The sequence below is a fragment of the Pseudomonas sp. 3MAES_34.3B genome, from assembly GCF_058145875.1.
This window is the reverse complement of sequence record NZ_CM176960.1, coordinates 1,966,257-1,978,136: the sequence shown is the minus strand read 5'-3', so window position 1 is coordinate 1,978,136 and position 11,880 is coordinate 1,966,257. Positions and strand designations below refer to the sequence as shown.

The following is an 11,880-nucleotide window of genomic DNA, read 5'->3' as shown; positions in this document are numbered from 1 at the left end:
GTGGCCAAATCCCTCTTGATTGTCAGCCGCGCCGCGCCCTGGAGCGGCATGACGGCCCGGGAAGCACTGGACATTGCCTTGGCAGGCGGCGCCTACGACTTGTCAGTGGGCATGCTGTTCATGGATGACGGTGTGTTCCAGCTGGTCGAAGGTCAGCGGCCCGAGGCAGTGAAGCAAAAGAACCTGGTCGCGAACCTCCAGGCGCTGCCGCTGTTCGGTGTGGACGCCCTCTTCATCTGTGCAGCCAGCCTGGCCGAACGCGGGATCGACGCCAGCCAGCTTACGCTGCCCGCCGCGATAACGGCTCCAGAGGGCTTGTCGGCCTTGCTCAACCAGTTCGACGAGGTAATTACGCTCTGATGGCGACCTTGCATGTAATCTCCAGTTCTCCTTTTACCGACACCCGCCTGGGCAGCTGCCTGCGTACGCTGGGGCCTGACGACGGCCTGTTGCTTTGCGGTGCAGCGGTACAAGCCCTGCGCCCGGGTACTGTGGCGGCGCAACAGCTCGGCCAGCTCGCCTCCACCCGCCTTTATGCGTTGAACGAGGATTGCGAAGCGCATGGGGTTGAACACTTCAGGGCCCAGCCAATCGACTACCCTCGGTTTGTCGAGCTGTCCCTGGCCTATGATCGGGTGAATACATGGCTGTGAGCGCGCTGGCTATAGGTGACAAACACATCGCGGTCGACAAGGAAGGCTTCCTTGTGAATCTGGCCGACTGGTCTGGGGAGGTCGCCGCCGCGCTGGCACAGGCGGAAGGCATCACGCTTACTGCTGCCCATGAAGAGGTGCTGGCGGCACTGAGGCGCTTTTATGCCGAGTTTCAGTTGTCACCCGCCACTCGGCCGCTGGTGAAATACATAGCGGCGCAACTGGGGCCCGAAAAGGGCAACAGTGCCTACCTCAACCATCTGTTCCAAGGCACCCCTGCCAAGCTGGCTGCGAAGCTGGCGGGCCTGCCCAAACCGGCCAATTGCATATGACGACGATTGAACCGCTTCGCCTCGACACCCCGGCCGAACACCCCTTCGCCGAGTTCGTACGCATCCTGGGCAAAGGCAAGCGAGGCGCGCGTGCGCTTACCCGGGAGGAAGCCTTCAGGGCCATGGGCATGGTGCTCGACGGCGAAGTTGAGGACACCCAGCTTGGGGCCTTCCTGATGTTGCTGCGGCACAAGGAAGAAAGCGCCGAAGAGCTGGCGGGATTCACCGAGGCGGTCCGCGCGCGGGTAACCGCCCCGGCACTGCGCGTGGACCTGGACTGGCCTTCCTATGCTGGCAAGAAGCGCCACCTGCCTTGGTACCTGCTGGCGGTGAAATGCCTGGGCCAGAATGGCCTGCGAATTTTCATGCATGGCGGGGGCGCTCACACTGCCGGGCGGCTGTACACCGAACATTTGCTGAGTGACCTGGGCATTGCGCTGTGCCGGGACTGGCTGCAGGTAAGCGCCGCTTTGGATGCCTCCGGGGTGGCCTTCGCACCGTTGTCCGACTGGGCAGGCCCCCTGCAGCGCATGATCGACCTTCGAAACACCTTGGGGTTGCGCTCCCCTATTCACTCGCTCGCACGGGTGCTGAACCCTCTCGGCGCTCGCTGTGGCTTGCAAAGTATTTTCCACCCGGGCTATCAGCCGGTGCACCGTGAAGCCAGCCGGTTACTGGGGGACACGTCGATCGTGATCAAGGGCGACGGCGGAGAGCTGGAAGTAAACCCGGACGCGGCCTGCCACCTCTATGGTGCAAGTAACGGCCAGGCCTGGGACGAAGAATGGCCACAGCAATCGGCGCAGCGCCACCTTAAGCCTGGCTTCCTGGACCCGGCACAACTGGAACGGGTATGGAAGCGGGAAACTGAAGACCGCTACGGCGAACTGGCCGTGGTTTCGACCATTGCCTTGGCCTTGCGCGGCCTGGGCAAGCCGCGTGAAGAGGCTTTCGAGACCGCGCAAGCATGGTGGAATGCTCGAGACAGCAGCCGCTAGGCGCTGCCTTCGAACCAGGCAAGCTTGTCGCGCAGGCGAACTACTTCCCCCACTATCACCAACGTTGGCGCGTGCACTTCATGGCGGGCGACCAGCGCGGGAAGGTCCGCCAGGGTACCAGTAAACACCCGCTGGTGAGCCGTAGTCCCCTGCTGCACCAGGGCCGCGGGGGTATCGGGTGAACGGCCATGGCGAATCATGCCTTCGCAGATAACCGGCAAACCCACCAGGCCCATGTAGAACACCACCGTTTGCGCAGGGGCTACCAGGTCATTCCACGGCAGGTCGCTGCTCCCATCCTTCAAGTGCCCGGTCACGAAGCGAACCGATTGCGCGTAGTCGCGGTGCGTGAGCGGAATGCCGGCATACGCGGCGCAGCCACTGGCAGCGGTAATGCCCGGGACCACCTGGAAGGGGATGCCATGGGCCGCCAGCTCTTCGATTTCCTCGCCGCCGCGGCCAAAGATGAACGGATCGCCACCCTTCAACCGCACCACCCGCTTGCCTTGCAGGGCTAGCTCTACCAATTGGCGGTTGATCTGGTCCTGCGGCAGGGCATGATCCGCCCGACGCTTGCCTACGTAGATGCGCTCGGCATCACGCCGGCATAGTTCGATGATGGCCGGAGCCACCAGGCGGTCATAAAGCACCACATCCGCTTGCTGCATCAGCCGCAGCGCCTTGAAGGTGAGCAAGTCGGGGTCACCCGGCCCCGCGCCTACGAGGTAAACCTCGCCTGGCGCATGAGGTGGGGCGCCCTCCACTCGCTCCGCCAGCATGCTGGCCGCCTCGCTGCCACGGCCTGCCAGTTGCCGCTCGGCAATCGGGCCCTGGAATACCTCTTCCCAGAACGCCCTGCGTTGATTGACCTCGGGAAAGCGTTGCTTTACCCGATCGCGAAAGCCGGCCGCAAGCTTGGCAAGTTCACCATAGGCCGACGGAATCCAGGCTTCGAGGCGTGCGCGGATCAAGCGCGCCAGAACCGGCGCATCGCCCCCGCTGGACACGGCCACTACCAACGGTGAGCGGTCAACGATGGCTGGGAAGATAACGGTGCACAGCGCCGGTGCATCTACTACATTGACCGGAATACAACGGTGCTGCGCATCCGCCGAAACCTCTGCATTGAGCGGTGTGTCATCGGTTGCGGCAATGACCAGCACGCAATCGGTCAGGTCCTGTACGTGATACCCGCGCGCGCGGACCTCACCGCCGCTGCTTTCAGCCAACGCAACCAGCTGGCTATCCACTACCGGAGCGACCACCCGCAGTACCGCGCCCGCATCGGCCAGCAGACGAGACTTGCGCAGGGCGATCTCGCCGCCCCCTACTACCAGTACGACGCGCCCGGACAGCTTGTGAAACAGCGGCAGGAAATTCATTCAGCCAATGACCTCAAGGCCAGCCATATAGGGTTTGAGCACTTCCGGCACCCGGATGGAGCCGTCGGCCTGCTGGTAGTTTTCCAGCACCGCTACCAGGGTACGGCCAACCGCAAGGCCGGAGCCGTTGAGGGTATGGACCAACTCGGGCTTGCCGGTTTCCGGGTTACGCCACCGGGCTTGCATACGGCGTGCCTGGAAGTCGCCGGTGTTGGAGCAGGACGAGATTTCCCGGTACTTGCCCTGGCTAGGCACCCACACTTCAAGGTCGTAGGTCTTGATTGCGCTGAAGCCCATGTCACCCGTGCACAAAGCCAGCACGCGATAGGGCAGTTCAAGGAGCTGAAGTACACGCTCGGCGTTGGCGGTGAGGCTTTCGAGGGCTTCCATGGACTTGGCAGGCTCGACCACCTGGACCATCTCCACCTTGTCGAACTGGTGCTGGCGGATCATGCCGCGGGTATCGCGGCCGGACGCACCTGCCTCGCTGCGGAAGCATGGCGTATGGGCGACCAGCTTCAATGGCAGCACCTTGGCATCGAGGATCTGGTCCGCCACCAGGTTGGTCAACGACACCTCGGCCGTAGGAATAAGGTACAGGTCCGCCTCGCCGTCACGGGCAATCTTGAACAGGTCTTCCTCGAACTTGGGCAACTGCCCCGTGCCCTGAAGCGCTGGGGCCTGGACGAGATAGGGGGTGTAGGCCTCTTCGTAACCGTGCTCGGCCACGTGAAGGTTGATCATGAATTGAGCCAGGGCACGGTGCAGCCGCGCAATCGGCCCGCGCAGCACAGCGAAGCGTGCGCCAGACAGGCGCGCGGCGCTTTCGAAATCCAGCCAACCGAAGCGTTCGCCCAGGGCGACGTGATCCTTGATTTCGAAATCGAATGCCGCAGGCGTGCCCCAGCGGCGCACCTCCAGGTTGTCGTCCTCATCCTTGCCTACCGGCACCGAAGCGTCCGGCAGGTTGGGCAAGCCGAGAAGGATGCCGTCGAGCTGCGCCTGAATGTCGTCCAGTTCCGTCTTGCCCTGGGCGAGCTCCTGGGCCATGCGCTCCACGTCTGCCATCAGCGGCGCGATGTCTTCGCCACGGGCCTTGGCCTGGCCAATGGATTTGGATCGACTGTTGCGCTCCGCCTGCAGCTGCTCGGTGCGGGTTTGCACCACCTTGCGCTGAGCTTCCAGCGCTTCGATACGCGCCACATCAAGGCTGAAGCCCCGGGTGGCAAGGCGCTCGGCTACTTCTTGCAGTTGGCCGCGTAACAGTTTCGAATCGAGCATGTGGTTCTCTCGTTGATCAGATTTTTGTCAGGTACAGGCCAGCCCAGGTCGCCAGGAGGCCGCCCAGCACACTGGCGGCCGCATAGCCTATGGCCAGTGGCGCCTGCCCGCTTTCCAGCAGGCGCAGCGTGTCCAGGGAAAAGGATGAAAACGTGGTCAGCCCACCCACGAAACCTACAATCAGCCCCGCCTTCAGGTAGGCAGGTGCGTCTGGCCTGCCCAGAAAGGCCCCGTAAAGATAGCCAATGATCAGGCACCCTACGATATTCACAGCCAAGGTGGCCAAATAGAAATGGCGAGGGTAATGGGCACTTACCCAAACCCCGGTCGCGAAGCGGAGCAAACCGCCGAACACACCGAAACAGGCTACCGAGAGTACAACCGGGATCACGACTTTCTCCGTTGTAGCGGGCTGGTACGGTCCAGCTCGGCCAGGTGTCGCAGCTTCTCCCCGATTTTAAGTTCGAGGCCACGGGGTACGGGCTGGTAATAATGCCGTGGTGCCATACCTTCAGGGAAGTAGTCTTCGCCAGCCGCGTAGGCGTCCGGCTCATCGTGGGCATAGCGATACTGCTCCCCGTACCCGAGCTGCTTCATCAGCTTGGTAGGCGCATTGCGAAGGTGCAGTGGCACTTCCTGCGAGCCCATCCCCGCTGCGTCCGCCTTGGCGGCCTTGAACGCCGTGTACACCGCGTTGCTCTTGGGAGCGCAGGCAAGATAGACGATGGCCTGGGCTACCGCCAGCTCGCCCTCTGGGCTACCAAGGCGCTCCTGGACGTCCCAGGCGGCAAGGCACACCCCCAGCGCGCGAGGATCGGCATTGCCGATGTCTTCACTGGCCATGCGCACCACGCGGCGAGCGATGTAGAGAGGATCGCAGCCGCCATCCAGCATTCGGGCAAACCAATAGAGCGCGCCGTCGGGGCTGGAACCCCTTACCGACTTGTGCAGCGCTGATATCTGGTCGTAGAAGGCTTCGCCGCCCTTGTCGAAGCGGCGCCGGGTATCGCCGAGCAGGCTTTGCAGGAGCGGCACGCCGATCTCTTCGCCATCCTCGACGAGGTCCGACGCGTTCTCCAGGAGGTTCAGCAGGCGGCGGCCATCGCCGTCGGCCGCCGCTACCAACATGCCGAAGGCCTCATCCGCCAAGGTGAGGTTGCGGGCACCAAGGCCGCGCTGCTCGGTAAGGGCACGCTGCGCAAGCTGGCGCATGGCGGCCTCGTCCAGGCTTTTGAGCACGTACACACGAGCGCGGGACAGCAAGGCGTTATTGAGTTCGAAGGAGGGGTTTTCCGTGGTTGCACCCACGAAAATCAGAGTGCCGTCTTCTACATACGGTAGAAACGCATCTTGCTGGGACTTGTTGAAGCGATGCACCTCGTCCACGAACAGGAGCGTGCGCCGCCCATATTGCGCAGCCTGCTGCCGCGCCATCTCCACGGCGTGGCGGATCTCCTTCACCCCGGCCAATACCGCTGAAACCGTCTCGAAATGTGCATCGGAAACCTTGGCCAGCAGTCGCGCCAGGGTGGTTTTACCAACACCAGGTGGCCCCCAGAAGATCATCGAGTGCAGGGCGCCCTGTTCCAGAGCTTCACGCAAGGGCTTGCCGCGGCCAAGCAGATGCTCCTGGCCCACGTACTCATCCAGCGTGCTGGCCCGCAGCCGAGCAGCCAGAGGCTGCGAAGGCGGCGGCGAGCTGAACAGGTCCATGAAAGCGGAGCCGCCCTATTCCTGGATCACGTCGGCACCCTTGGGGATGACGAACGTGAACTTGCTGGCCGGGACTGGCTCATTGGCTTTGATGCCCATGAACAGGATATTGGTGCGCTGCCCTACGCTGTCGATCAGCTGCATGTCGTTGATCAGGCCACGGCGGAACGACAACCGCAGCGAGTCGAACAAGGTGTCCTTGGTCTTGGGCTTGAGTACGAAGTCGATAACGTCGCCGGCTTCCTTCGAAGTGATGTCGAAGCTCTGGCTGATTTTGGACACATCGCCAGACAACAGCAGCGCGGGGGTTTGAGTCAGGCGCTGGTCGAGGGTTTTGATGGTCACCTGCTCCAGGTCAGGGTCCCAGAGCGATACCTTCTTGCCGTCCGACACCATCAGCTGCTCTTGTGGTGCGTCAGTGTGCCAATTGAACAGCCCCGGCCGCTGCAGCGCCATCTCACCGCTGGTTTCCTGCAGCTGGGTGCCGCTACCGTCGAGCGTGAGCTGGGAAAAACGCCCTGTGAGGGTCTGGGACTTTTCCAGCAGTTGCGTCAGCGACTTTACCGCCTGGTCATCCGCCACTGCGGAAACGCTGGCCATGGCCAGGGCAGACACCAACAACATGCGAATCAGGCGCATGATAATCCTCTAGTCAGGTGGGCGAACCAGTGCCTGTTCGGCACTGGCCTATCAGTCTCGTGTCGGGCCGGGCGCGATGACGTCGCGGCTGCCGTTGCTGTTCATGGGTGTAACCACGCCGGCCATTTCCATGGCTTCGATCATCCGGGCGGCGCGGTTATAGCCGATTTTCAGCTTGCGCTGAACCGAGGAGATGGACGCCCGGCGACTCTCCAGCACGAAGGCCACGGCCTCGTCATACAGGGCGTCACTTTCGCTGTCATCACCGTCACCGCCTCCAGAACCTTCGAAGCTTGCGCCATTACCCTCTTCAACACCGTTAAGGATGTCGTCGTTGTAGTCGGGCGTACCACGTTGCTTCCAGGCTTCCACCACACGGTGCACTTCGTCGTCGGACACGAACGCTCCGTGCACCCGGATTGGCAGGCTGGTACCGGGCGGCATGTAAAGCATGTCCCCGTGACCGAGAAGTTGCTCGGCGCCGCCCTGATCGATGATGGTACGGGAGTCGATCTTGCTCGACACCTGAAACGCCATCCGCGTCGGGATGTTGGCCTTGATCAGGCCGGTGATCACATCCACGGATGGACGCTGGGTGGCGAGGATCAGGTGGATACCCGCCGCGCGCGCTTTCTGGGCGATCCGGGCAATCAGCTCTTCCACTTTCTTGCCGACGATCATCATCATGTCGGCAAACTCGTCCACCACCACCACGATGGTTGGTAGCGATTTAAGTAGCGGGGCTTCGTCTTCCATGCTTTCGCGACGGTAGAGCGGATCCCCCAGCGGAGTGCCGGCTTCCTCGGCGTCCTTCACCTTGCGATTGAAACCTGCCAGGTTACGCACACCCATGGCCGCCATCAGCTTGTAGCGGCGCTCCATCTCGGCCACGCTCCAGCGCAGAGCGTTGGCGGCGTCCTTCATGTCGGTGACCACCGGGCACAGCAGGTGCGGAATGCCTTCGTAGATCGACAGCTCGAGCATTTTCGGGTCGATCATGATCAGCCGCGCTTCCTGTGGCGTGGACTTGAAAAGGATCGACAGGATCATCGCGTTCACCCCCACCGACTTACCGGAACCGGTGGTACCGGCGACCAGCAAGTGGGGCATCTTGGCCAGGTCGGTAATCACCGGCTTACCGCCAATGTCATGCCCAAGGGCGAGCGTGACTGGCGACTGGGCATCATCGTACTGAGGCGTGGACAGCACTTCGGAGAACCGCACGATCTGGCGGTCCTCGTTGGGAATTTCGATACCCACGGTGGTTTTGCCCGGAATCACCTCCACAACGCGCACGCTGGTCACCGCGAGCGAGCGCGCGAGGTCCTTAGCAAGGTTGGAGATGCGGCTGACCTTCACGCCCGCAGCGGGCTGGATTTCGTAACGGGTAATCACCGGGCCCGGATGGATGGAATCCACCGTGACCTCTACACCGAATTCCTTGAGTTTGATCTGGAGCAGCTGCCCTACCCCTGCCAAGGACTCGGGAGAGTACTGCACCTGCTTCTTTTCTACCGGGTCGAGGATCGACAGCGGCGGAATGGTACCTTCCAGCGCAGTATCGACCATCGGAGGCTGGGGCTTTTCAGGGAAGGCGAGACGCACAGGCTCTGCCTTTGCCACTGGCGGTGCCACGGCGGGTGGCTGCGCGGACGGTGCGATGATAGGCGGCATCGAGGGCGCCGAGACCTGGGCAACCTTGCGCTCGGCCACTAGCCGTGGCGCTTCCAGCACTGGGGCGTGACCGGTAGCGGAGAAGCTTTCGAATTCGTCTTCTTCGTCATCCCAGGGCATGCGCAGCGCCACCGCCGGTACACGTTCCGCCGCTTGCGCGCGGGCTGGGGTGGGGTTAACGCCAGCACCTGGGACCAGTGTTTGGGGAGCCTTTGCCACCGAGGGCTCGATACGCGGCTCTACCGCAGGCTCCTGCCGGGCCGATACCGCAGGCTGCGGTTTGGCCTCCGCGCGGGCTTCCTTGCGCGTCGGTGGCGCCTCGTAGGCCGGCTCATCCGAGCGCAGCGCGGCAACCAGCTTGCGCTGTTCGGTACGGGCCGCCCACCAGCGGCTTGCCGCACCTGTGACCAGCTCTATCAGATCGAGGGTGATCTTGCCGGTGGTGTCCATCACGCTGAACCAGGAAAGGTCGGTGAATACCGTAAGCCCGAACAGGAAAAGCGCGATGAACAGCAAGGTACTGCCTTGAACGTTCAGCGCATTGCGGGCCAGGTCGCCCAGGCTTTCGCCCAGCGCACCACCGGCCGAGGCCGGGAGGCTGGCAGCCGAGTGGAAATGCAGGTGAGCGAGGGCCGCGCCTGACAGCACGAGGAACACCAGGCCAATCAGCCGCCAGGAGAACAACCAGCCGCTCCATTGCCAGGCCTGGTGGCGCTCACGGAAGATCTGCCAGGCTTTCACACCCAGCAGCAACGGGAAAATGTAGGCGAAATAGCCCAGCACCATGAACAGGATATCCGCGGCATAGGCACCAGCCCGCCCTGCGGCATTTTGCACCTGGCCTACGCTTGTGCCGGTATGGCTCCAGCCGGGATCGCCCTGGTCATAGCTGAGCAGCGCCATCCAGAGGTACAGGCACAGCGCCGCCATGGCGATGAGCGCACCTTCTTTCAGGCGGTAATGAAATTGCTGCCGCCAGAGGGGGACAGGGACGGGTTTAGCGGTGGACTTCTTCAAAACGCGTTCTTTCCTGCGCGGTGCGCGCGATCAGAGGGACTCTATCGCGGCCGGTTCCGTTCATGGCCGACCATTGTACGGATTTACAGTACCGATGTCATAGGGTGGCAGCAAGCCACCTGCTACCGGCCCCCCGCCAAAAATGCGGCTTCAATTTCACCATGCTTTATGTTGGCTGACAAAGGTTTAAGCGCATATTTAAAGTTACTGCGCGAACCTTCATGGACCTTAGGCCGCCCTCAGGGTTCCGACCCGCCGTGGCAGGCGGAACGAACGTACATCGAGGATAACCAACGCTGTGATCAGGCACATAGCCAGCCCTCGACGCTGGGCCCTGTGGCGCGTGATACTGCCCTCCCCTTCCATCGATCGAATCACTCCACTGCGACCATGCTCACCTGGCTCAACCGTGACGACCTCACTTTCCCCCCGCTGCACCGCGCGCTGCGCGAGCCCAATGGCCTTCTTGCGGCCGGAGGCGACCTGAGCCCGGAACGGCTGGTAGCTGCCTATCGGCACGGCTGCTTTCCCTGGTATGAGGAGGGCCAGCCGATTCTCTGGTGGTCACCCGACCCGCGCATGGTCGTGCGGCCTGCCGAGGTCCGCGCGTCGCGAAGCCTGCGCAAGGTCATACGCCAGGGGCGCTTCACCGTTACGCTGAACCATGACTTTCCCGCAGTGATCAGGGCCTGCGCCGCGCCCCGCGACTACGCCCGGGGCACCTGGATCACCTCGGCCATCGAGCATGCCTACGTGGAGCTGCACCGGCGTGGCATCGCTCACAGCGTCGAAGCCTGGCAAGGAGATGAACTGGTCGGCGGCCTGTATGGCATTGCGATTGGCCAGTTATTTTTCGGCGAGTCGATGTTCAGCCGCGCCACGGACGCCTCCAAAGTGGCCTTTGTGACGCTCGCCCAGCATTTGCAAGGGGCCGATTTCGCGCTGATCGACTGCCAGATGCATACCCGCCATCTGGAAAGCCTGGGCGCAAGGGAGATCAGCCGAGCGAAATTCGTCCAATACCTTGACCAGTACCTGGACATGCCCGCGGGGGCCAACTGGGCTGGCCGAGCGAGTTCCATCGCTCTGGCATACACTCATTGAGTAAGTTTGGACCGAGGGTTGACCATGACCGAGTTGGCGCGCTTGAAGTTTTATGCCACTCAACCCCACACCTGCAGCTATCTGCCGGATGAGCAGGCGACCACGCTGTTCCTGGACCCGAGCCAGCCGATGGATCCGGGTGTGTACGCCGACCTGTCGGAACTGGGTTTCCGGCGCAGCGGCGATCACCTTTACCGCCCGCACTGCCAGCGCTGCAACGCCTGCGTGCCCGCTCGCATTCCCGCGGCGCGCTTTCTCCCGAACCGGCAGCAAAAGCGCATTCTCAAGCGCAACGCAGACCTTACCGTGACTGCTGCACGGCCGCGCTTCACGGAGGAGTACTTCGACCTGTACAAGCGCTATATCGACCAGCGCCACGCCGACGGCGATATGTACCCCCCTAGCCGGGATCAGTTCTCGACTTTCCTGGTACGGGATCTACCGTTTTCCCGCTTCTACGAGTTCCGCCTGGGCAGCCAACTGCTGGCCGTGGCAGTGACAGACCTGCTGCCCAATGGGCTTTCAGCGGTGTATACCTTCTACGAGCCAGAGCAGGAGCGGCGTAGCCTGGGCCGTTTCGCCATTCTGTGGCAAATCACCGAAGCCCTGCGGCTCGATCTGGGCGCGGTGTACCTGGGGTACTGGATCAAGAACTGCAAGAAGATGAATTACAAGACCCAATACCGCCCTATCGAACTATTGATCAATCAAAGGTGGGTCACGCTGAACTGAGCCCTTGGCGCAAGGTCTGTTTTTCGGGCACAATATGCGCCGCTTTTGCCTGGCGCAGTTGCACCGGGCCACATACTGGATACCGAGGGCTTTACTGCATGTCGAAAGAAGACAGCTTCGAAATGGAAGGCACTGTCGTCGACACCCTGCCCAACACCATGTTCCGCGTGGAGTTGGAAAACGGGCACGTCGTTACCGCGCATATTTCTGGAAAGATGCGTAAGAATTACATCCGAATCCTGACCGGCGACAAGGTCCGCGTGGAGCTGACCCCTTACGATTTGAGCAAGGGCCGGATCACGTACCGCGCTCGCTAAAAGCTTGAAACGACAAAGCCCGGCATACGCCGGGCTTT

General features: G+C 62.3%; 13 protein-coding genes. 7 read left to right on the top strand and 6 right to left on the bottom strand.

The genetic code is table 11. The annotated features are described in order from the left end of the window. From tusC to AC3Z8Y_RS08685, 4 genes are read left to right on the top strand one after another with little or no spacing between them, the layout of a single operon-like run. On the top strand, positions 1–360 hold the full coding sequence (gene tusC / locus AC3Z8Y_RS08700; protein WP_490089321.1) for a sulfurtransferase complex subunit TusC: 360 nt from the start codon (positions 1–3) through the stop codon (positions 358–360). Then, positions 360–653: a sulfurtransferase complex subunit TusB gene (gene tusB / locus AC3Z8Y_RS08695; protein ID WP_490089320.1), complete on the top strand. Its 294-nt coding sequence runs from the start codon at positions 360–362 to the stop codon at positions 651–653. The genes tusC and tusB overlap by 1 nt, the downstream gene beginning before the upstream one ends. Next, entirely contained in the window at positions 650–985 is a 336-nt protein-coding gene (locus AC3Z8Y_RS08690) for a TusE/DsrC/DsvC family sulfur relay protein (RefSeq protein WP_490089963.1), read from the top strand. The genes tusB and AC3Z8Y_RS08690 overlap by 4 nt, the downstream gene beginning before the upstream one ends. Further along, positions 982–1,983: a glycosyl transferase family protein gene (locus AC3Z8Y_RS08685; protein WP_490089319.1), complete on the top strand. Its 1,002-nt coding sequence runs from the start codon at positions 982–984 to the stop codon at positions 1,981–1,983. The genes AC3Z8Y_RS08690 and AC3Z8Y_RS08685 overlap by 4 nt, the downstream gene beginning before the upstream one ends. Here the strand turns inward: AC3Z8Y_RS08685 and cysG are convergent. From cysG to AC3Z8Y_RS08655, 6 genes are read right to left on the bottom strand one after another with little or no spacing between them, the layout of a single operon-like run. After that, positions 1,980–3,365: a siroheme synthase CysG gene (cysG, locus tag AC3Z8Y_RS08680; protein ID WP_490089318.1), complete on the bottom strand. Its 1,386-nt coding sequence runs from the start codon at positions 3,363–3,365 to the stop codon at positions 1,980–1,982. The genes AC3Z8Y_RS08685 and cysG overlap by 4 nt on opposite strands. Beyond that, positions 3,366–4,646, bottom strand: a complete 1,281-nt coding sequence (gene serS / locus AC3Z8Y_RS08675; RefSeq protein ID WP_490089317.1) for a serine--tRNA ligase — start codon at positions 4,644–4,646, stop codon at positions 3,366–3,368. Positions 4,647–4,662: 16 nt separating this feature from the next. Continuing rightward, positions 4,663–5,037, bottom strand: coding sequence for a fluoride efflux transporter CrcB (gene crcB, locus AC3Z8Y_RS08670; RefSeq protein ID WP_490089316.1), 375 nt, complete (start codon positions 5,035–5,037; stop codon positions 4,663–4,665). Next, on the bottom strand, positions 5,034–6,359 hold the full coding sequence (locus AC3Z8Y_RS08665) for a replication-associated recombination protein A (RefSeq protein WP_490089315.1): 1,326 nt from the start codon (positions 6,357–6,359) through the stop codon (positions 5,034–5,036). The genes crcB and AC3Z8Y_RS08665 overlap by 4 nt, the downstream gene beginning before the upstream one ends. Positions 6,360–6,374: 15 nt before the next feature. After that, the gene (gene lolA / locus AC3Z8Y_RS08660; RefSeq protein ID WP_225774553.1) at positions 6,375–6,998 is read right to left on the bottom strand and encodes an outer membrane lipoprotein periplasmic chaperone LolA; all 624 of its coding nucleotides are present in this window, start codon (positions 6,996–6,998) and stop codon (positions 6,375–6,377) included. Positions 6,999–7,049: 51 nt separating this feature from the next. Next, entirely contained in the window at positions 7,050–9,689 is a 2,640-nt protein-coding gene (locus AC3Z8Y_RS08655; protein ID WP_490089314.1) for a DNA translocase FtsK, read from the bottom strand. A gap of 390 nt (positions 9,690–10,079) precedes the next feature. On the opposite strand from AC3Z8Y_RS08655, the gene aat reads away from it, so the two are divergent. The 3 genes from aat (at position 10,080) to infA (ending at position 11,842) form a co-directional block, all read left to right on the top strand. Continuing rightward, positions 10,080–10,793: a leucyl/phenylalanyl-tRNA--protein transferase gene (gene aat, locus AC3Z8Y_RS08650; RefSeq protein WP_490089313.1), complete on the top strand. Its 714-nt coding sequence runs from the start codon at positions 10,080–10,082 to the stop codon at positions 10,791–10,793. A 24-nt stretch (positions 10,794–10,817) separates the two neighbouring features. After that, positions 10,818–11,525: an arginyltransferase gene (locus tag AC3Z8Y_RS08645; RefSeq protein WP_490089312.1), complete on the top strand. Its 708-nt coding sequence runs from the start codon at positions 10,818–10,820 to the stop codon at positions 11,523–11,525. Between the two features lie 98 nt (positions 11,526–11,623). Beyond that, positions 11,624–11,842: a translation initiation factor IF-1 gene (gene infA, locus AC3Z8Y_RS08640; RefSeq protein WP_002553999.1), complete on the top strand. Its 219-nt coding sequence runs from the start codon at positions 11,624–11,626 to the stop codon at positions 11,840–11,842. The last annotated feature ends 38 nt before the right edge of the window (positions 11,843–11,880 follow it).